Source organism: Priestia sp. FSL W8-0001 (genome assembly GCF_038050335.1).
Classification (GTDB): Bacteria; Bacillota; Bacilli; order Bacillales; family Bacillaceae_H; genus Priestia; species Priestia flexa.
The window spans coordinates 3,670,833-3,690,510 of the sequence record NZ_JBBPAL010000001.1 but is presented as its reverse complement, the minus strand read 5'-3'; the positions used below and the strand labels follow the sequence as shown (position 1 = coordinate 3,690,510).

The window sequence follows — 19,678 nt, the reverse complement described above, 5'->3', positions numbered from 1 at the left end:
AATATATTATGAAAAAATGGGTTTCAACATTTGCTTTATCATCTGCTTTAGTTTTAGGTTTAGCTGCTTGTGGTTCATCTGGAGGCAGTGGGTCAGATTCATCAGAAGACGAAAAGAAAATTGTGGTGGGGGCGTCAAACATTCCTCACGCTGAAATTTTAGAAGAAGCAAAGCCATTGTTAGAGGAAAAAGGAATTGAGTTAGACATTAAACCATTCCAAGATTATATTTTACCTAACACAGCACTAGATGGAAAAGAAATTGATGCGAACTACTTCCAACATATTCCTTATCTAGAATCTGTATTAGAAGAAAACCCAAATTATGATTTTGTAAGTGCAGGAGCTATTCATATCGAACCAATCGGTATCTACTCTAAAAAGTACAAGTCATTAAAAGACCTTCCGAAAAACGGTACGGTAATTATGCGTGATGCAGTAGCAGAACAAGGTCGTATTCTTTCAATTTTTGAAAAAGAAGGCGTAATTAAGTTAAAAGAAGGCGTTAAAAAGCAAGATGCAACGCTTGATGATATTGTAGAAAACCCTAAAAACTTAACGTTTAAAGCAGACGTTGAAGGTGGTTTATTACCTCAAGTGTATAACAACAATGAAGGCGATGCGGTTGTTATTAACGCAAACTATGCGTTAGATGCTGGTTTAGACCCTGTTAAAGATCCAATCGCTGTAGAATCAAAAGAAAACAATCCATATGCAAACATTATCACAGTTCGTAAAGGTGATGAAAACAAAGAAGAAGTAAAAGCGTTAGTAGAAGTACTTCACTCAAAAGAAATTCAAGACTTCATCGAAGAGAAGTATAAAGGCGCAGTGCTTCCTGTAAACGAATAAACAGATTAAAATCGACTAGGTTTAGGCCTGGTCGATTTTTTCTATTTTTAGCGTTAAGCATAACTCCGATTTGTATCATCCATACTAATGATGAAAACTATGACGAATGGAGTTGGCAAGAGGGATGCAACAAGAAACAAGTCATTCAACAGAGCAGGCACTTCATAATTATAAGGTAGGAATGGGAACATTCAGTGAAAAGCTTCCACGATTGACTGAAACGTTCAACACTTTCACAGAGGCTTGTTTTGAAGAAGGGTCTATTTCTAAAAAAGACAAGCAGCTGATTGCATTAGGAATTAGCGTTGTAGCTCAAAATGAATATTGCATGATTTATCATACAAAAGGTTGCTTAGATAACGGAGCAACTGAGCAAGAGATTTTAGAAGCTTGTGGCGTTTCGGCAGCATTTGGTGGCGGAGCAGCGATGAGTCAATCTGTCACGTTAGTGCAGGAATGCATGCAGGAATTAAAACGTCAAACACACTAAAATAAATGATAAGCAGACGTTGCTTTAAAGGTTGGTTACGCCTATGAAAGCAACGTTTTTTATACGGGTAAAATATGTATACATATAAGAGAAAAGCGTTTATCTCAAAAGGTTGCTATAAGTTTTCATTTGTTATAAGATTGTAATGAGAATAAAATGAGAATAATTAAAAAGATATAGGTATATCTGATTTTAGTATATACATCTATAACTGGAGGTTTTAGTATGGCAGGTTCAACTTTAATCATTAAAGATCTTCATGTTTCAATTGAAGGCAAAGAGATTTTAAAAGGTGTTAACTTAGAAGTTAAAGGCGGAGAGATTCATGCAATCATGGGTCCAAACGGTACAGGTAAATCCACTTTATCTTCAGCAATTATGGGGCACCCTAAATATGAAGTAACACAAGGTAGCATTACACTTGATGGTGAAGACGTACTTGAAATGGAAGTGGACGAGCGTGCGCGTGCAGGTCTGTTCCTTGCAATGCAATACCCAAGTGAAATTAGCGGCGTAACAAATGCAGACTTCTTACGTTCATCGATTAATGCGCGTCGTGAAGAAGGCGATGAAATTTCACTAATGAAGTTTATCCGTCAACTAGATAAAAACATGGACTTCTTAGAAATGGATCAAGATATGGCACAACGTTATTTAAATGAAGGTTTCTCTGGTGGAGAGAAAAAGCGTAACGAAATCCTTCAACTAATGATGTTAAAACCTGCTATTGCAATCCTTGATGAGATTGATTCAGGTTTAGATATCGATGCGTTAAAAGTAGTATCAAAAGGAATCAACGAGCTACGTGGTAGCGATTTTGGTTGCTTAATGATTACTCACTACCAACGTCTATTAAACTACATTACACCAGACCATGTTCACGTTATGATGCAAGGTCGCGTTGTGAAATCAGGCGGTCCTGAATTAGCTCAGCGCTTAGAAGCAGAAGGCTATGACTGGATTAAGAAAGAATTAGGTATTGAAGACGAAACTGTAGGGCAAGAAGCATAAGCATTAGGAGGATTTCTATGACTATTGATACAAAATTACCATTTGATCAAGCGTACGTTCGCAGTTTTTCTGAAAAAGCTGCTGAGCCGAAATGGTTGTTAGATCTTCGTTTACAAGCTCTTGCGAAAGCAGAAGATCTTCCACTACCAAAACCAGATAAAACAAATATTACAAAGTGGAACTTTACAGATTTCTCAAAGCATGATGCTGAAGCAAAAGCAATTTCTTCAATTGACGAGCTTCCTGAGTCTGTAAGAGCACTTATTGATACAGAAGCGGTTAAAAACTTATACGTTCAGCGTGACCAAACAGCTGCATATGCAACGTTAACAGATGAGTTAAAAGAGCAAGGAGTTATCTTTACTGATATCCAAACAGCTGCAAAAGACCACGAAGAGCTTGTACAAAAGTACTTCATGAAAGACGGTGTAAAAGTGGATGAGCATCGCTTAACGGCTCTTCACGCTGCACTGCTTAACGGTGGCGTATTTGTTTACGTTCCAAAAAACGTTGAAGTAAAAGAACCACTTCAAGCTGTTTTCGTACGTGAAGATGAAGAAGCAGCACTTTTCAACCATGTTATTGTGGTTGCAGAAGATAATAGCTCTGTTACGTATGTAGAAAACTACATTGCTACTTCTGAAGAGTCAAACGGTGTAGTAAACGTTGTGACAGAAGTATTTGCAAATAACAATGCAAAAGTAACGTTCGGTGCGGTAGACTACCTTGCCAAAGGAACAACTAGCTACGTAAATCGCCGTGGTGTTGCTGGTAAAGACGGTCGCATCGAGTGGGCATTAGGCTTAATGAGTGAAGGAAACACAGTTTCTGAAAACATCACATACCTAATGGGCGATGGTTCATACGGTGATACGAAAACAGTTACAGTAGGTCGCGGTGAGCAAAAGCAAAACTTAACGACGAGTATTATTCACTTCGGTAAGCATTCTGAAGGTTACATCTTAAAACATGGTGTAATGAAAGATAGCGCGTCTTCAATCTTTAACGGAATTGGTAAAATTGAACACGGTGCATCTAAATCAAATGCAGAGCAAGAGTCTCGCGTATTAATGCTAAGCGAAAAAGCTCGTGGAGATGCTAACCCAATCTTATTAATTGATGAAGATGATGTAACGGCAGGACATGCAGCTTCTGTAGGTCGCGTAGATCCATTACAGCTTTATTATTTAATGAGCCGTGGTATTCCACAAGTTGAAGCTGAGCGCTTAGTTATTCATGGGTTCTTAGCTCCAGTTGTAAATGAGCTTCCGGTTGAAACGGTGAAAAAACAGTTAACGGAGTTAATTGAAAGGAAAGTTCGATAATGAACGTTTCTGATATTCGCAAACAGTTTCCGATTTTAGACCAAGAAGTAAATGGACACCCGCTTGTTTACTTAGATAGCGCTGCTACTTCTCAAAAGCCAATCCAAGTGATTGAAGCACTGAATAAGTACTACAGAGAATACAACTCAAACGTACACAGAGGTGTTCATACACTAGGTACAATGGCTACGGATGGCTATGAAGGTGCTCGTGAAAAAGTAAGAAAGTTCATTAATGCGAAATCAACAGAAGAAATTATCTTTACGCGTGGAACAACTACAGCGTTAAATATTGTTGCTGCTAGCTACGGACGTGCCAATTTGCAGCCTGGTGATGAAATTGTGATTACGTATATGGAGCATCACAGTAACATCATTCCATGGCAGCAAGTTGCAAAAGCAACAGGAGCAACATTAAAATATATTGATCTTACAGAAGATCATGCTCTTTCATTAGAAACGGTTAAAGAAACGATTACGTCAAATACAAAAATTGTTTCGGTTATGCACGTTTCTAACGTATTGGGCGCAATCAATCCGGTAAAAGAAATTGCGAAAATTGCTCACCAACACGGAGCAATCATGGTTGTAGATGGTGCACAAAGTACGCCTCATATGAAAGTTGACGTACAAGACTTAGACTGCGACTTCTTTGCGTTTTCTGGTCATAAAATGTGCGGCCCAACAGGTATTGGCGTACTGTATGGAAAAAAAGAATTATTAGAAAAGATGGAGCCGGTTGAATTTGGAGGCGAAATGATTGATTTCGTTAACCTATACGATTCAACGTGGAAAGAGCTTCCTTGGAAATTCGAAGGTGGAACGCCTATTATTGCAGGTGCAATTGGATTAGGTGCCGCTATTGATTTTCTAGAGGAAGTGGGCTTGGATAATATTCTTGCTCATGAGCATAAATTAGCAAATTACGCACTAGACCGTCTTTCAGAAGTAGAAGGCATTACCATCTACGGACCAAAAGAGCGTGCTGGCGTCGTGACGTTTAATCTTGATGATGTTCATCCGCATGACGTAGCGACTGTTCTTGATGCTGAGGGAGTTGCTGTACGCGCAGGGCATCATTGTGCACAGCCGTTAATGAAATATTTAAATGTATCTTCAACTGCACGTGCAAGTTTCTACTTGTATAATACAGAAGAAGAAATCGATCAATTAGTGTCATCACTAATTAAAACGAAGGAGTATTTCACAAATGTCTTTTAACAATTTAGATACTCTTTATCGTCAAGTGATTATGGATCATTATAAAAACCCTCGAAATCGTGGGTCTTTAGAAGAAGATACGGTTCAAATTCAAATGAATAATCCAACGTGTGGTGACCGTATTGAACTATCACTTAAAGTAGAAGATGGCAAAGTAACGGATGCAAAGTTTGAAGGAGAAGGCTGTTCAATCTCTATGTCATCTGCTTCAATGATGACACAGGCAATTAAAGGGCAAGAGATTGAAACAGCTCTTGAACTTGCGAACATCTTCTCAGATATGATGCAAGGAAAAGAGTATGATGATAGTATAGACTTAGGAGACATTGAAGCACTTCAAGGTGTTTCAAAGTTTCCAGCACGTATTAAATGTGCAACATTAGCGTGGAAAGCGATGGAAAAAGGCCTAAAAGAACAGAATTAAGTCCTGTTAGGCCTTTGTTCATTCCCAATCCTATCAAGTAGGGGGTAATAACAAATGGCAAAAAAGATGCCGGAAATCGGCGATTATAAATACGGGTTCTCGGATAAGGACGTTTCTATTTTCCGTTCTGAAAGAGGATTAACAAAAGAAATTGTAGAAGAAATTTCTCGCATGAAAGATGAGCCACAGTGGATGCTTGACTTCCGCTTAAAATCACTTGAGCATTTTTACAGCATGCCAATGCCACAGTGGGGCGGCGATATGTCTAGCCTGAACTTTGATGAAATTACGTACTATGTAAAGCCTTCAGAGAAGTCAGAGCGCTCTTGGGATGAGGTTCCTGAAGAGATTAAACAAACGTTTGATAAGCTTGGTATTCCAGAAGCGGAGCAAAAATACCTAGCTGGTGTATCTGCTCAGTACGAATCTGAAGTTGTATATCACAACATGAAAGAAGACCTTGAAGCACAAGGAATCGTATTTAAAGACACAGATACTGCATTAAAAGAAAACGAAGAGATTTTCCGTGAGCACTGGGCGAAAGTAATTCCGCCAACTGACAACAAATTTGCTGCGTTAAACTCAGCTGTTTGGTCTGGTGGTTCATTTATCTACGTCCCAAAAGGTATCAAAGTAGATACGCCACTTCAAGCATACTTCCGTATTAACTCTGAGAACATGGGTCAATTCGAACGTACGCTAATCATCGTAGATGAAGGTGCACACGTACACTACGTAGAAGGCTGTACAGCGCCGGTTTATACTACAAACTCTCTGCACAGTGCTGTTGTAGAAATCATCATTAAAAAAGACGCATACTGCCGTTATACAACGATTCAAAACTGGGCGAATAACGTATACAACCTAGTAACGAAGCGAGCTGTATGTGAAGCGAATGCAACAATGGAATGGGTTGATGGAAACATCGGTTCTAAATTAACAATGAAATACCCAGCTGTTATCCTAAAAGGTGAAGGCGCACGTGGTATGACATTATCCATTGCATTAGCTGGTAAAGGCCAACACCAAGATGCGGGTGCGAAAATGATTCACTTAGCACCAAATACGTCTTCTACAATTGTTTCGAAATCTATTTCGAAGCAAGGCGGTAAAGTAACGTACCGTGGTATCGTTCACTTTGGCCGCAAAGCTGAAGGTGCTCGTTCAAACATCGAGTGTGATACGTTAATTATGGATAATCAATCAACATCTGATACAATTCCATACAACGAAATTTACAACGATAACATCTCTTTAGAGCACGAAGCGAAAGTTTCAAAAGTATCTGAAGAGCAGTTATTCTATCTAATGAGCCGCGGCATTTCTGAAGAAGAAGCAACAGAAATGATCGTAATGGGCTTCATCGAACCATTTACAAAAGAACTTCCAATGGAGTATGCGGTAGAAATGAACCGTCTAATCAAGTTTGAAATGGAAGGATCTATCGGGTAATAAATGATTTTTTTAAACTCGCTTGTATATACAAGCGAGTTTTTTTGATGAGTTTGTATTAAAATAATAGATGCACAGTTTGATACATATTGGAGGGATTTTGTGATATACGTAGGCGTAACAGGGTGGGGAGATCATTCATCTTTATATGAAACGGGCGTGCCTGCGCGAGATAAGCTCGCTGTATACGCAGGTCACTTTCCAACAGTTGAAGTAGATGCATCTTTTTATGCTATTCAGCCTAAAACAACGGTCGAAAAGTGGGTAGCAGATACCCCCGATTCGTTTCAATTCGTTGTCAAAGCTTATCAGGGTATGACAGGGCATATGCGGAATGAAATACCGTTTGATAGCAAAGACGAGATGTTTGATGCATTTATGGATTCTGTGACTCCTTACGTAAAAGCGAATAAACTTGCAATGATTTTGTTCCAAATGCCGCCCTGGTTTAATTGTACGAAAGAAAATGTTAATTATTTGCGATACAGCCGTGAAAAATTCGGTGATTTACCCGTTACGTTAGAGTTTCGTAACCAGTCTTGGTTTACGCCACAGTGGCATGATAAGACACTTATGTTTATGGAAAAAGAGAAATGGATTCACGGCATTTGTGATGAGCCACAAGCAGGTGAAGGGTCTGTGCCGACCGTTTTACATCCTACGAGTGCTGAGAAAACGCTGATTCGATTTCATGGTCGAAACGTTCACGGTTGGAATAAAAGTGGAGACCCTAACTGGCGTAAAATTCGCTTTTTGTATCGTTATAATCACCAAGAATTACTTGAATGGAAGCATCGTATTGAAGAATTAAAGCAGCAGACGAAAGATATTTACATCGTTTTTAACAACAATTCGGGCGGAGACGCGGTTGATAATGCTAAGGAATTAATTCATTTGCTGGACATTCGGTATACCGATTTGGCACCTAAACAGTTAAATTTATTTGATTGACTGCTAAAACAGATTGATGAGCGCATACCGTCTTAAACAATTAAGTTAGAAATAAAGTATGTGCTTTCTTGTATAATTATAAAAAAACGCCCTAAAGCTCACTCTTTTTGAAAATCATCATACCTTGATTAAGAAAGGAGTGGGGAATTTGATTACATTAGAACCTGTTGTTATTAATGGTCATACGTTCAATGCGGTTACCGTACTGCTTCCAAAAACAACGCTTTTAACAGTCTCTTCCGATAAAGGATATATTATGTGTGGAGCATTAGACGTTGGCCTTTTAAATGAAAAGCTGGTCAGTAGACAAATCATTGCCGGAAGAGCAGTTGGCGTTCGAACAATTGAAGATCTTTTAAATGCACCTTTAGAGTCTGTTACTGTGGAAGCAGAAAGTTTAGGCATTCATCCAGGTATGATAGGGCGCGAAGCTTTATTAAAAATGGTATAGTTAGGAATAAAGTCCTTTATATTCAAATTTTGTCTAAAAGGATTCAATGGAGAGGTAGTAAATGCTCTACCTCTTTTATAGCGATTATAAAATAATAGATAGTTAGGGAGTTACTATGAAATTAGTTGCAATTCAATCATTGAGCCCAGGTGCATGTTTAGCAAAACCAATATTAGATGAAGCAGGAAAAACGCTAATTAATACAGGCATACCTTTGACAGAGACTATTATTAATCGTTTACAGCAGCGAGGTGTTACGTTTGTATACATAGGTGATAAACGAACAAATGATATTGTTGTAAATTCTACTTCTACCATCCCATTTTCACTTCGGAAAAAGGCAATGGAATCAGTGGAAGATGTCTTTCACTCTCTTCAAAAAAAGCATGAAAAAACGCGTGTTGCACTTTTAGAACAATCGGTTCGTGAAGTACATAAGGTTGGCAATCAATTAGTAGATGAGATTATGAATAATAATGATGTATTGTCATTGTTAACGGATGTATATATATACGATAACTATGTATTTTCTCATTCTGTGAACGTGACGCTTTATGCCCTTTCACTCGGAAAAGAAATAGGATTAACTCAGCCTGTTCTAGAGAAGCTAGGTGCAGGAGCTATGCTACATGATGTAGGGAAAATGTTAATTCCCCAAGATATTCTAAACAAGCCCGGAAGATTAACGGATGAAGAATTTAAGTTAATGAAAAAGCATACTACATACGGGTACGAATTATTGCGAAGTACTCCTAATGTCTCTGCGCTCTCCGCCTCTTGCGCATATCAGCATCATGAAAGATTGGATGGATCAGGGTATCCATTAGGAATTAAAGAAGAGCGAATTCATTTATTTAGTAAAATTATCGCAATTGCGGATGTGTACGATGCCGTGACGTCAAATCGCGTGTATAGAAGCGCTCTTCTCCCTCACGAGGGGCTAGAGATTTTGTATGCGGGTGCAGGAAGTCAGTTTGATAAAGATATGATTAGCGCTTTCAGAAGGGCAATTGCTGTTTATCCTATTGGTCTTTTTGTAACGCTGAATGACCAAAGAAAAGGCATAGTAAGTAAGCAAAATAAAGGCCTAAGTGATCGACCTTACATTCTTATTCAAGAAGAAGGAGGCAGGGTTTTAGATAAACCTTATGAAATTGATTTAAAAGAAAGTCCTACATTAATAATTATCAGCAACGATTTAAAACAAACATAGAAAACTTTTAGAAAATAGCGTTAGCCCTCCTTGTTTATGCATACATATAGCTTGTAAGGAGGGATTTTTTTGATTAGGGTTCGCCGAAGAGTATTGAAAAAGGGACCTATACCATTTCGCTATGTTGTACTACTAACAATTGTTTTTTTTCTGCTTTCTACTGGAGCAGGAATATGGTTAATTAATAGAGGAATTGAACCAACCTTAATGAAATATGCAGAAGCCCAGACTAAAGAGATTGCAACGCTTGTTATTAATAAGGCCGTTAATAAACAAGTGGTAGACCAACTTGATGTGAACGATATTATTAAGACAGAAAGTACGCCGGATGGGCAGGTAGCCAAGATTGATACGGCAGTCGTAAATCGTATTAGAGCTCAAACGACATCTTTAGTCCAGGCTAATTTACGAGAAGCTGAAAAAGGAAATTTAGAAGAATTAGAGATTCCAACGGATATTAATATTGAACCAGATGAAAAGCTCAGGCAGCGAGGAATTGTCTATCAAGTTCCATTAGGGCAAGCTACAAACAATGCCTTACTAGGAAATCTAGGACCTTTAATCCCGGTTAAATTTCATGCAATTGGTGATGTGCAATCAGACGTTGTACGGAAAATAGAGGAATACGGAATTAACGGTGCTTTTTTAGAAATTTCAATTGAAGTTCAGGTTAACGTTCAGGTGATTATTCCCTTTGCTACAAAACAGACAACCGTTCAAGCGACAGTGCCTGTAGGGATGGCGATGATTCCAGGGAACGTACCGGATTATTTTAACGGTGGCACTAACTCAGCCTCTCCATCTATTGAACTAAAGAAGAAATAGCCGGTTGATAACTTTATACTTTACCGATATAATGTACTAGATATAATTATATACCATCACCTTATCAGATCGATGAGGTAGAGGATGCAAAAAGTATGAGTATACTATGTGAGGATGACAACTGTGATCATAGTAAAAAGGATTTTTTGCCGAAGGAAAGAAAAAGAGTCAGCTTTTCTTTTCTGGGGTTACCTTGAAAAAGGGTAACACTGTCATTATGAAAATACGCTTGTTTTCATGATGGAGGGCTACTGATCGTGATGGAGGATAACATAACATTACAAAGAGTAATGATAGTTATTTTCTATCATTGCTCTTTTTTGCGTTTTTTTCTTTATAAGTAGTCCTCCTAGATTTAAACAGGCTTATATTAGGAGGATATCATGGAAGGAACTATTTTTTCGTTATTACCACCATTGATTGCCATATTAATGGTTGTTTTAACACGTAAAGTACTGCTTTCCCTAGGAGTAGGGATTTTAGCAGGTGGATTAGTGTTAACGGAGTTTTCAGTTGGAGAAACGATTCAAAAGATTTGGGGAAGCTTTGCTACAATTTTCTACGCGGACGGCGCACTTAATACTTCAAATCTATTCATTTTGCTTTTCCTTTTAATTTTAGGTGTTATTACGGCTTTTATCTCAATCATTGGAGGAAGCCGTGCTTTTGGAGAATGGGCTTTACAACGTATTAAAACGCGTCGTGGAGCTCATCTATTAACAGCTGTGTTAGGAATTATTATCTTTATTGATGATTATTTTAATGCACTAGCTGTTGGACAAGTAAGTCGCCCGGTAACAGATCGACAGCGGGTATCAAGAGCGAAGCTTGCTTATTTAATTGATTCAACTTCAGCTCCGGTATGTGTGATTGCACCGTTCTCAAGTTGGGGTGCCTATATTATTACGGTTGTAGGTTCAATTCTAGCTGCGCACGGGATGAGTAATGTATCAGCATTTTCAGCATTTGTACAGATGATACCGATGAATTTTTATGTATTTACCGCATTAATTATGGTATTCGTGGTGAGTGTTTTTGATATTAACATTGGACCAATGAAAAAACACGAAGAGCGTGCGATTCGTACTGGAGAAGTAACGGACCCAGAAAAAGGTGCAGTACCAGGAGAGTTAAAAGAAGATTTACCAGTTAGTGAAAATGGTCGTGTATTCGATTTGATCTTACCAATTATTGTATTGATGATTGGGACAATTGGTGCGATGTTATGGACAGGCTATCAAGCAACTGAAGGTCAAGCTACAATCTTTACAATGTTTGAGAATACGAATGTACCTAATTCATTAATGATTGGTGGTTTATCAGGCCTTGTTGTAACGCTAGTATTATTTATCGCACGTACGAGACAATCGAATGAACTGTCTAATTCGGTGCTTGGTAAGGGCATAGTAGCAGGAATCAAATCGATGCTACCCGCTATTTATATTTTGCTGCTTGCTTGGATGATTGGAGATTTGATTGGTCAGTTGAAATCAGGAGAATTCTTAGCAGGAATTGTGGAGAGTTCTAATTTAAATATTGCCTTCTTACCAGTGGTACTATTTATTATTGCTGGCATCATGGCGTTTTCAACAGGGACATCGTGGGGAACGTTTGGTATTATGCTTCCAATTGCAGGTGACATTGTAGGAAACATTGAACCAGAATTATTATTACCAGCTCTTGCGGCTGTATTAGCTGGTTCAGTTTGCGGAGATCACTGTTCACCAATTTCTGATACAACAATCTTGTCATCAACTGGAGCAGGAAGTCATCATATTGATCACGTAATGACACAGCTTCCTTATGCAATTATTTCAGCTGTAATTAGCATCATTGGTTATATTGTACTTGGTTTAACAGAAAGTACAGCTGCAGGATTTGGAACAATAATGGTTTTATTAGTGGTATTTGTCTTAGTAACTCGTAAAAAGGGGAACATAACAGAGACATCATTAGAAAAATAGAAGAATAAAGATAGAGCAGATGCGCTTCACAACGTCTGCTCTATTTTTAATTGTTTAATTATCGAAATTTTCTATAAAAAATATTTTGACATACTATAGCATAATAGCTATAATTCTTCGTAAGATAGTTCTAAAGACAGACTATGCTAAATTGTCAGAAAGTTTAAATAACTTTTTGGGTTATGACAGAGATAAAAGAAAAGAGAGAGTGTAAGGGGGAAACTATGATGGAAAATCGTCCTCAATGGGGTACGAGAGCAGGTTTTATCATGGCAGCAGCAGGTTCTGCAATTGGATTAGGAAATATTTGGAGATTTCCGGCGACTGCCTATGAAAACGGTGGAGGTGCATTTTTCTTACCATACTTATTTGCGTTATTAACAGCAGGTATTCCAATCTTAATCATGGAGTTTGCAATTGGACATAAGTATAGAGGATCATCGCCATTATCGCTAGCGAGACTAAATAAAAAAGCAGAATGGCTAGGCTGGTGGCAAGTTGGTATTTCATTTATTATTGCAGTTTACTATGCAGCGATTATTGCATGGGCCATGTCTTACTTTATCTTTTCGCTAAAGCTAAGCTGGGGTCAAGATACTGAAGGGTTTTTATTCGGTGACTATTTGAAATTAGCTGAGGTTCCTGGTCAAACGGGAAGCATTGTACCAGGTGTCCTAATACCGCTTATTTTAGTTTGGGTAATAGCTTTAGGTGTCTTACTAAAAGGTATTAAAAAAGGAATTGAAGCAGCAAACAAAATTTTCTTACCAACATTAATTGTTTTATTCTTTATCATTGTGCTTCGCGCTATTACATTAGATGGTGCAATGGAAGGGTTGAATGCATTCTTTAAGCCAGACTGGAGCGCTATTGCAGATGGAAAAGTTTGGGTGGCAGCTTATGGTCAAATCTTCTTCAGTTTATCTGTTGGTTTTGCCATTATGATTACTTATTCTAGCTATTTACCAAAGAAATCAGATTTAACAAATAATGCTTTTATCACTGGCTTTGGTAACTCAGCATTTGAATTACTAGCCGGTATTGGTGTATTTAGTGCTTTAGGGTTTATGGCAATGCAGCAAGGTGTGAGCATTGATGAAGTAGTAGCAGGTGGAGTAGGATTAGCATTTGTTGTATTCCCTCAAATTATTAACGAGTTTCCGGCGTTTAATCAGCTGTTCGGATTACTTTTCTTTGGATCGTTAACATTGGCTGGTTTAACATCACTTATTTCCATTATTGAAACATTTGTAGCGGGGGTACAAGATAAATTTAACGTATCTCGTACGAAATCTGTCTTAATGGGTGGGGGCTTAGCTTCTATCATTTCATTATTATTTGCTACTCAAGGAGGGTTATACTTCCTAGATGTAATGGATTATTTTATCAATAACTTTGGTGTTGCTTTAGCCGGTTTAGTTGAAATTATCTTAGTGGCTTGGGTATTCCGTGAACTAAACAATCTACAAAAACATGCAAACAGCGTATCTGACATTATGCTTGGTGCTTGGTGGAAAATTTGCTTAAGCGTAATCACACCAGCTGTTCTTGGATACATGATGTTTGATAATGTGAGAACTAATATTTCAGAAAATTACGAAGGTTATGCGACGAGTTTCATTGTTCCATTTGGTTGGGGAGTTGCAGGTTTGGTGATTGTTGTTGGGATTCTATTATCATTTAAAAGTTGGAAGAAAGAATCATTATCTTCTGTGAAGGAGGATACAACGTATGGAAAGTAATTCAGTAATTATGATGATTGCAGGAATGATTATCATCTGGGGCGGTTTAGCAGCAAGTATTATTCATGCAGTGAAGAAATCAAAGGAAAGTAAAGCGTAAAAAAGAGTGCTTAGAACATTGTTCTAAGCACTCTTTTTATATTAAATAAACGTTTGTTTAAATCGTACATTACTTTTTCTTTTGACGATCAATTCTTTCCCATGACCTAAGCTGCGGATAAGGGTCAAAAGACCATTCGTTTCGACCGTTATCTTTGTACATACCGTAATGTAAATGAGGTGGAAATTTCCCAGATGTACCTGGAGGCCCGTATCCTGAACTACCAACACCACCGATGACCATACCTGGTTCTACAATCTGTCCCGTTTTTAAATCTTTAGCAAATCCACTTAAATGTGCTAGGTAGTGATAATTATTATTCAGGTCTCGAATTCCAATACGCCAGCCACCATATTTATTCCAACCTTTTAGTTCGATTATACCATAGCAAGGAGACTTGACTGGAACGCCATAGTCAGCGAAAATATCAGTTCCTTCATGAATTCTTCTTCCGCCCCATCCACGAGCGTCACCCCAAGTGCTGCGATAGCTATAGTTTGATTGAATCGGCACTGGAAACGAGGTTCCTTTTAAGTCAATACGACCATAGGTCTTAAAGAGCTTGGCGTTTCCAAGGATAATATCAACCGCTTTAGCTCGATGATAATAACTCCATAGCGCAATTTTAATATAATCCTCGCTTGTTCCAAAAGTTTGAATATAATTAGCCATTGTAAAAAGCATGTCTTCATCATTTAACTGATCAGCTTTCCCATCGCCGTTTCCGTCTTTTCCTAAACCACCTAATAACGAAATGGTTGAGGGGTTTTGGTCATTAAGCTTTGGATTTAAAGAACCCGCCCATTTTTCTGGAGAGTAATAAATAGCAATTGCACCTTTTTCTCTTGGAATATCCTTATGAGAGCGACGGACGTTTCGTTCATATTGATCAATTCCAGCAAAGTAATACCAAGGTATTGATGACACAGCCTCCATCTGCTGATATAATTCCATGCGCTTCGTATTTAAAGCTGCTTCATCTTCGGTAGAAAGTGGCGCAGCCTGAGATGAAATCGTACATGAAAAGCATAGTGAAAAAAATAACAGAAAAAGCACATATTTTTTCAATGGGCTTCCTCCTTCCTAATTAAGTTATAGTATTAGTTTGTGAAACGATGAAAAATTTAATAAATAATAATTAATGGAAATAAAATGATGTTAAGGTTATATGAACAATAAATAAAGCGCTATCATTTGCGGTTATTAAAGGATAAAGAGTAGAGATAAATAAGTGCAGAGCGCTTGTCGAATCGCTCTTTTGTATGATAAAGTGACATGTAGTGTATTTTTTATTTGACAATTTAACAATCAGCATATAGGTTACAGACATTTTCTAGATTGATGGAGTTGATACTAATGGCAACAAAGGAAGAGTATGTCCGCAAACCCGAGTGGCTAAAAATTAAGCTAAACACAAACGAGAACTACACGGACTTAAAGAAAATGATGCGTGAAAAAAATCTGAATACGGTATGTGAAGAAGCAAAATGCCCTAATATTCATGAGTGTTGGGCAGTTCGTCGTACGGCTACCTTTATGATTTTAGGTCAAGTTTGTACACGTGCGTGTCGCTTCTGTGCTGTGAAAACAGGCTTACCAACAGAGTTAGATTTGGAAGAGCCAGAACGCGTAGCAGATTCAGTTCAGCTAATGAACTTAAAGCACGCTGTTATTACGGTAGTTGCGCGTGACGATCTAAAAGACGGTGGAGCAGGTGTACTAGCAGAGACAATTCGCGCTATTCGCCGTAAAAATCCATTTACGACAATCGAAGTATTACCTTCAGATATGGGTGGAGTAGAAGAGAACCTCCGCATGGTAATGGATGCTCGCCCTGATATTTTAAACCATAACATTGAAACAGTACGCGAATTAACGCCTCGTGTGCGTGCAAGAGCTACATACGAGCGTTCATTAGAATTTTTACGTCGTGCAAAAGAAATGCAGCCAGATATTCCTACAAAATCGAGCATTATGATTGGGCTTGGAGAAACAAAAGAGCAAATCATTGAAACGATGGATGACCTGCGAGCAAATAATGTAGATATCATGACAATCGGTCAATATTTACAGCCTACAAAGAAACATATTAAAGTTCAGAAGTACTATCACCCAAGTGAATTCGAAGAGCTTAGAGAAATTGCTTTAACTAAAGGATTTAGCCACGTTGAAGCTGGTCCACTTGTGCGTTCTTCTTATCATGCGGATGAACAAGTAAATGCTGCTTCAAAGCAAAAGCAAAATAACGGGTAATGAAAAAGGCGATGTTTCCATCGCCTTTTTTATTTCATCTTTTCATCTGTTACATGTTCATTCAATTCGTTTTTTCCCTCGCCGTTTGCATTCTCACCATCGTTCATCTTACGACCTTGAGGAGATTTAAGCATTTCTTTAATGGTTAAATGAATGGACTCTTCCACAGACTCGGCTTTCGTATTTGCTTCACTGAAGCGTTCGATATCTTGAATGTGCTGTGGGTTATCTGATACGTATACGTGATAATAACGGGGCATAATAGACATTGCTGTCCGTTTTACTTGATCAGCGGTAGCATTTCGATCTTTTGTGTCTGTTTTATACGCGATTAGCACGTCTTCATCTGTCACAAGCGTAGCTACGTCATTCACATTTGGAATGGCTGAACTAAGTTTACTAATTGAATCAGCTGCTTCCTCACGGTCAAGTGTAGCAATGTTTTGTGCCTTTTCAGTATCGTTAGCAACAGGTGATTTTTGATAACGTACGTACCCATAATCGGTATCGTTATCCTTTTCTTTGTTATATAAATCGTTATGATCAGCTACATTAATAGCATTTGGATTATTAGGTGATAGTGCTTCATTATCTGTTTCGCCCCCTGCCTGACAACCTGATAATGCAACCATTGTTAACATGCCGCAATAAATTAAATATTTTTTCACTGTAAACGACCTCCCTATCTATAGGTTGCGGCGATTGGTTAAAAAATTGCCTGTAAATTGCTGGTTTTCATGTTTTTTAATCAAACGATTGTTTAGAAAAAAAATTCAAAATGTGGTATGGTAATTTTGAAGAGAAGAGGTGAAACAATGATTTGTGTTAATAATGTTTGCTATGAAGTAATCAAAGAAGAACGAGAAGGGTTTGATGAGGAAGCTTTTCGAAGTCGATATATTGATGTGCTTAGTCGCTACGACTATATATTAGGCGATTGGGGCTATAATCAGCTGCGTTTAAAAGGTTTTTTTGATGACCGTAATCAAAAAGCTACATATGATACAAAAATAAGTACAATTCAAGATTATTTACACGAATATTGTAATTTTGGCTGTGCGTATTTTGTACTGAAAAAAGTAAATAAATAAAAAAGGTCAGCAGAAGATGTACTTTCTTTCCGCTGCCTTTCTCATTAAATGACCTCGTATAAGAACTCTCTAAGTTCTTGACCATCTTCTTCTGAAAGCTTAAATATGTGCTCTAAATAATTTGGTTCCTCTAAATCATCTGAGCCAATAATAGCAAAGCGTCCCCCTTGAATATCTAAGACAAGATGCTTGCCATAATAGCGATCAGACTGAATGATAGCAAGGTCAAACCGTTGATTTTCACCCATAAAGCTAACAAATCGAGTTTTTGTATTAACTACATCATCATATAAATAAAAGCGTTCGCTCATTCTCTTGCTCCTTCCTTCTTTCCATACTTTTATCATATCAAATGAAAAAAGAAAAGTGGGGAGAAGCCTGCTAGAAAATTTTATAAGCGAAGCGTTAGGAGGAAACATCATGTACTTTGTAGATCGTCAAAAGATTGAACATATACTACGTTTTTATGAGCAGCACCTAGTTGTTTTTTCTGAACAATCTAAGTGGGAAAGTACTATCGAGAAAAAAGCGTTAGAAAGAGTTGTTCACCTCTTAATTGAAAACGTTTTAGATGTCGGTAATGCAATGATTGATGGATTCATTATGAGAGATCCTGGAAGCTATGATGATATCATTGATATTCTTATGGATGAGAAGGTAGTAGAAACTTCGGAAGAACAGGGCTTAAAAGCAGTAATTAATTTGCGAAAAGTCCTTGTACAAGATTATTTAGATGTTAAACATGATGAAGTGATACATGTTGTTCAAGAGAACAAAGAGGTTTTAAGTCAATTCCCAACTCGAATTCGTACATATCTAGAAAATGAATTAGGACCTGTTTCAGCTTTCCGTAATTAGCGTGAAAGAACTGTGAGCTGATTTGTGATTTTAGGAAAAATAAGCTATTATCGCATTGTAACTCTATCTGCTTTCTTATAATAAAGAAGGCGTTTTTATTATCGAATGAATTAGTAGGAGGCAGCTATGAAGCAATATAAAGGCTATTTAATTGATTTAGATGGAACGATGTATAAAGGAACAGAATTAATTGCAGAAGCGCGTGATTTCGTCATTGCATTAAAAGAAAAAGGTATTCCGTATTTATTTGTTACGAACAATTCAACAAAAAGACCTGCTCAAGTAGCAGAAAAGCTTGAAAGCTTCGGAATTCCCACAACAGAAGATCAAGTGTTTACAACAAGCCAAGCAACGGCTAATTATTTGCATGACCGTAAACCCAACGGTACAGTATATGTAATTGGTGCAGAAGGGATTCGCCATGCGCTTACTGAAAAAGGGTTCACAATTCAAGATGAAGATACGGACTTTGTAGTCGTTGGCTTAGATCAAGAAATTACATATGAGAAGCTAGCAAAAGCTTGTTTAAACGTCCGTAACGGTGCATTTTTTGTGTCGACAAATGGCGATATTGCACTTCCAACAGAAAGAGGCTTACTTCCAGGAAACGGTTCTATAACGTCGGTTGTTTCGGTTTCTACTCAAACACAACCAGTCTTCATTGGAAAGCCAGAAAGTATTATTATGGAGCAAGCGTTAGAAGTAATTGGAACACCGAAAGAAGACACTCTTATGGTAGGCGATTATTATGATACAGATATTTTAGCTGGAATGAAAGCAGGATTAGATACTTTATTAGTTCATACTGGGGTAACAACAAAAGAGCTACTTAAGGGGTATGATAAGCAGCCAACTTATGCTGTTGATTCCCTAAAAGAATGGATGGATAAAATATAATGAATGAAAAGAGAGTGATTCAAATTGAACCACTCTCTTTTTTTATTCAACATTTTCAGCTCGATGTGCCAGACGACTCGAGGCAGCTGCAGCAATAGCACCAACAATATCATCAAGGAATGTGTGACATTTTCCAGACGATTTATCGTTTAATTCTTCCAGTATCCCTGGCTTTTGCTTATCAATATATCCATAGTTTGTAAAGCCGATTGAGCCATACACGTTTACGATGGATAAGGCTAAGATTTCATCTATGCCATACAAGCCTTCGTCCTTTTCTAAAATTGATAAGAGCGGCTCTTCAACCTGTTTCTTTTCCGTTAAAATATCCAGTTGAATACCTGTAAGAATTGCATTCTGTACTTCGCGTTTTGAGATGACGCGCTCGACATTGTACTCACATTCTTGAATGTTTAAATTGGGGTGGTATTTCTTTTGTAGATAAAAAACAAGATCAGCAATATCTCTTACTGTGACACCACGTTTTGTTAGCCACGCTCTTGCTGTTTTTTCCATTTCACTTTGCTCGTGTTTTTTCTCCAAGTATCATCACCTAATTT

Annotated in this window: 22 protein-coding genes and 1 riboswitch; of the genes, 18 read left to right on the top strand and 4 right to left on the bottom strand. The window is 37.8% G+C overall.

Annotated features, from left to right (window positions below):
* Nucleotides 1-8 precede the first annotated feature (8 nt).
* The 14 genes from MKZ18_RS19460 to MKZ18_RS19395 all read left to right on the top strand — a co-directional run bounded on the left by MKZ18_RS19460 (nt 9) and on the right by MKZ18_RS19395 (nt 14,019).
* Nucleotides 9-851 carry a MetQ/NlpA family ABC transporter substrate-binding protein gene (locus tag MKZ18_RS19460; protein ID WP_025909437.1) on the top strand — a complete coding sequence of 281 codons (843 nt, stop codon included), beginning with the start codon at nt 9-11 and terminating at the stop codon, nt 849-851.
* A gap of 124 nt (nt 852-975) precedes the next feature.
* Entirely contained in the window at nt 976-1,341 is a 366-nt protein-coding gene (locus MKZ18_RS19455; RefSeq protein ID WP_144594028.1) for a carboxymuconolactone decarboxylase family protein, read from the top strand.
* 225 nt (nt 1,342-1,566) lie between these two features.
* On the top strand, nt 1,567-2,352 hold the full coding sequence (gene sufC / locus MKZ18_RS19450) for a Fe-S cluster assembly ATPase SufC (protein ID WP_025909435.1): 786 nt from the start codon (nt 1,567-1,569) through the stop codon (nt 2,350-2,352).
* A gap of 17 nt (nt 2,353-2,369) precedes the next feature.
* Nucleotides 2,370-3,677: a Fe-S cluster assembly protein SufD gene (gene sufD / locus MKZ18_RS19445; RefSeq protein ID WP_025909434.1), complete on the top strand. Its 1,308-nt coding sequence runs from the start codon at nt 2,370-2,372 to the stop codon at nt 3,675-3,677.
* Nucleotides 3,677-4,897 (top strand): cysteine desulfurase, encoded by a 1,221-nt coding sequence (locus MKZ18_RS19440; protein ID WP_076512336.1) that lies wholly within the window; start codon nt 3,677-3,679, stop codon nt 4,895-4,897. Before sufD ends, MKZ18_RS19440 begins: the two co-directional genes overlap by 1 nt.
* Nucleotides 4,887-5,321, top strand: a complete 435-nt coding sequence (gene sufU / locus MKZ18_RS19435; RefSeq protein ID WP_061785058.1) for a Fe-S cluster assembly sulfur transfer protein SufU — start codon at nt 4,887-4,889, stop codon at nt 5,319-5,321. The genes MKZ18_RS19440 and sufU overlap by 11 nt, the downstream gene beginning before the upstream one ends.
* A 54-nt stretch (nt 5,322-5,375) precedes the next feature.
* Nucleotides 5,376-6,773, top strand: coding sequence for a Fe-S cluster assembly protein SufB (gene sufB / locus MKZ18_RS19430; protein ID WP_025909431.1), 1,398 nt, complete (start codon nt 5,376-5,378; stop codon nt 6,771-6,773).
* A 102-nt stretch (nt 6,774-6,875) separates the two neighbouring features.
* The gene (locus MKZ18_RS19425) at nt 6,876-7,724 is read left to right on the top strand and encodes a DUF72 domain-containing protein (RefSeq protein ID WP_025909430.1); all 849 of its coding nucleotides are present in this window, start codon (nt 6,876-6,878) and stop codon (nt 7,722-7,724) included.
* Between the two features lie 148 nt (nt 7,725-7,872).
* Nucleotides 7,873-8,175 (top strand): YunC family protein, encoded by a 303-nt coding sequence (locus MKZ18_RS19420; protein WP_025909429.1) that lies wholly within the window; start codon nt 7,873-7,875, stop codon nt 8,173-8,175.
* A 115-nt stretch (nt 8,176-8,290) separates the two neighbouring features.
* The gene (locus tag MKZ18_RS19415; RefSeq protein ID WP_025909428.1) at nt 8,291-9,388 is read left to right on the top strand and encodes an HD-GYP domain-containing protein; all 1,098 of its coding nucleotides are present in this window, start codon (nt 8,291-8,293) and stop codon (nt 9,386-9,388) included.
* Nucleotides 9,389-9,457: 69 nt separating this feature from the next.
* Nucleotides 9,458-10,213 carry a sporulation protein YunB gene (yunB, locus tag MKZ18_RS19410; protein WP_025909427.1) on the top strand — a complete coding sequence of 252 codons (756 nt, stop codon included), beginning with the start codon at nt 9,458-9,460 and terminating at the stop codon, nt 10,211-10,213.
* A gap of 70 nt (nt 10,214-10,283) precedes the next feature.
* Nucleotides 10,284-10,472: riboswitch (Lysine riboswitch) on the top strand.
* A gap of 124 nt (nt 10,473-10,596) precedes the next feature.
* Entirely contained in the window at nt 10,597-12,177 is a 1,581-nt protein-coding gene (locus MKZ18_RS19405; protein WP_061785056.1) for a Na+/H+ antiporter NhaC family protein, read from the top strand.
* Nucleotides 12,178-12,404: 227 nt separating this feature from the next.
* Complete coding sequence (locus MKZ18_RS19400) at nt 12,405-13,919, top strand: sodium-dependent transporter (RefSeq protein WP_061785055.1); 1,515 nt, start codon at nt 12,405-12,407, stop codon at nt 13,917-13,919.
* On the top strand, nt 13,909-14,019 hold the full coding sequence (locus tag MKZ18_RS19395) for a methionine/alanine import family NSS transporter small subunit (protein ID WP_076512338.1): 111 nt from the start codon (nt 13,909-13,911) through the stop codon (nt 14,017-14,019). The genes MKZ18_RS19400 and MKZ18_RS19395 overlap by 11 nt, the downstream gene beginning before the upstream one ends.
* A 69-nt stretch (nt 14,020-14,088) precedes the next feature.
* Here MKZ18_RS19395 and MKZ18_RS19390 read toward each other — a convergent pair whose 3' ends face one another.
* Nucleotides 14,089-15,033: a M23 family metallopeptidase gene (locus MKZ18_RS19390; protein ID WP_239429298.1), complete on the bottom strand. Its 945-nt coding sequence runs from the start codon at nt 15,031-15,033 to the stop codon at nt 14,089-14,091.
* Between the two features lie 342 nt (nt 15,034-15,375).
* Between MKZ18_RS19390 and lipA the strand changes: the two genes are divergently transcribed.
* Nucleotides 15,376-16,272: a lipoyl synthase gene (gene lipA, locus MKZ18_RS19385; RefSeq protein WP_025909423.1), complete on the top strand. Its 897-nt coding sequence runs from the start codon at nt 15,376-15,378 to the stop codon at nt 16,270-16,272.
* A 29-nt stretch (nt 16,273-16,301) separates the two neighbouring features.
* Here the strand turns inward: lipA and MKZ18_RS19380 are convergent, their stop codons facing one another.
* A complete protein-coding gene (locus tag MKZ18_RS19380; RefSeq protein WP_373688692.1) occupies nt 16,302-16,940 on the bottom strand; it encodes a YhcN/YlaJ family sporulation lipoprotein in 639 nt (212 codons plus the stop codon).
* A gap of 147 nt (nt 16,941-17,087) precedes the next feature.
* On the opposite strand from MKZ18_RS19380, the gene MKZ18_RS19375 reads away from it, so the two are divergent.
* Nucleotides 17,088-17,363 carry a YutD family protein gene (locus MKZ18_RS19375; protein WP_025909421.1) on the top strand — a complete coding sequence of 92 codons (276 nt, stop codon included), beginning with the start codon at nt 17,088-17,090 and terminating at the stop codon, nt 17,361-17,363.
* Between the two features lie 44 nt (nt 17,364-17,407).
* Here the strand turns inward: MKZ18_RS19375 and MKZ18_RS19370 are convergent, their stop codons facing one another.
* The gene (locus tag MKZ18_RS19370; RefSeq protein WP_025909420.1) at nt 17,408-17,674 is read right to left on the bottom strand and encodes a DUF3055 domain-containing protein; all 267 of its coding nucleotides are present in this window, start codon (nt 17,672-17,674) and stop codon (nt 17,408-17,410) included.
* A gap of 109 nt (nt 17,675-17,783) precedes the next feature.
* On the opposite strand from MKZ18_RS19370, the gene MKZ18_RS19365 reads away from it, so the two are divergent.
* Together MKZ18_RS19365 and MKZ18_RS19360 are read left to right on the top strand one after the other, a co-directional pair.
* Complete coding sequence (locus MKZ18_RS19365) at nt 17,784-18,221, top strand: DUF86 domain-containing protein (protein WP_025909419.1); 438 nt, start codon at nt 17,784-17,786, stop codon at nt 18,219-18,221.
* 126 nt (nt 18,222-18,347) lie between these two features.
* Nucleotides 18,348-19,118, top strand: a complete 771-nt coding sequence (locus MKZ18_RS19360; RefSeq protein WP_025909418.1) for a TIGR01457 family HAD-type hydrolase — start codon at nt 18,348-18,350, stop codon at nt 19,116-19,118.
* Nucleotides 19,119-19,160: 42 nt separating this feature from the next.
* Here MKZ18_RS19360 and MKZ18_RS19355 read toward each other — a convergent pair whose 3' ends face one another.
* On the bottom strand, nt 19,161-19,634 hold the full coding sequence (locus MKZ18_RS19355) for a phosphatidylglycerophosphatase A family protein (protein WP_076512354.1): 474 nt from the start codon (nt 19,632-19,634) through the stop codon (nt 19,161-19,163).
* Nucleotides 19,635-19,678: the final 44 nt, after the last annotated feature.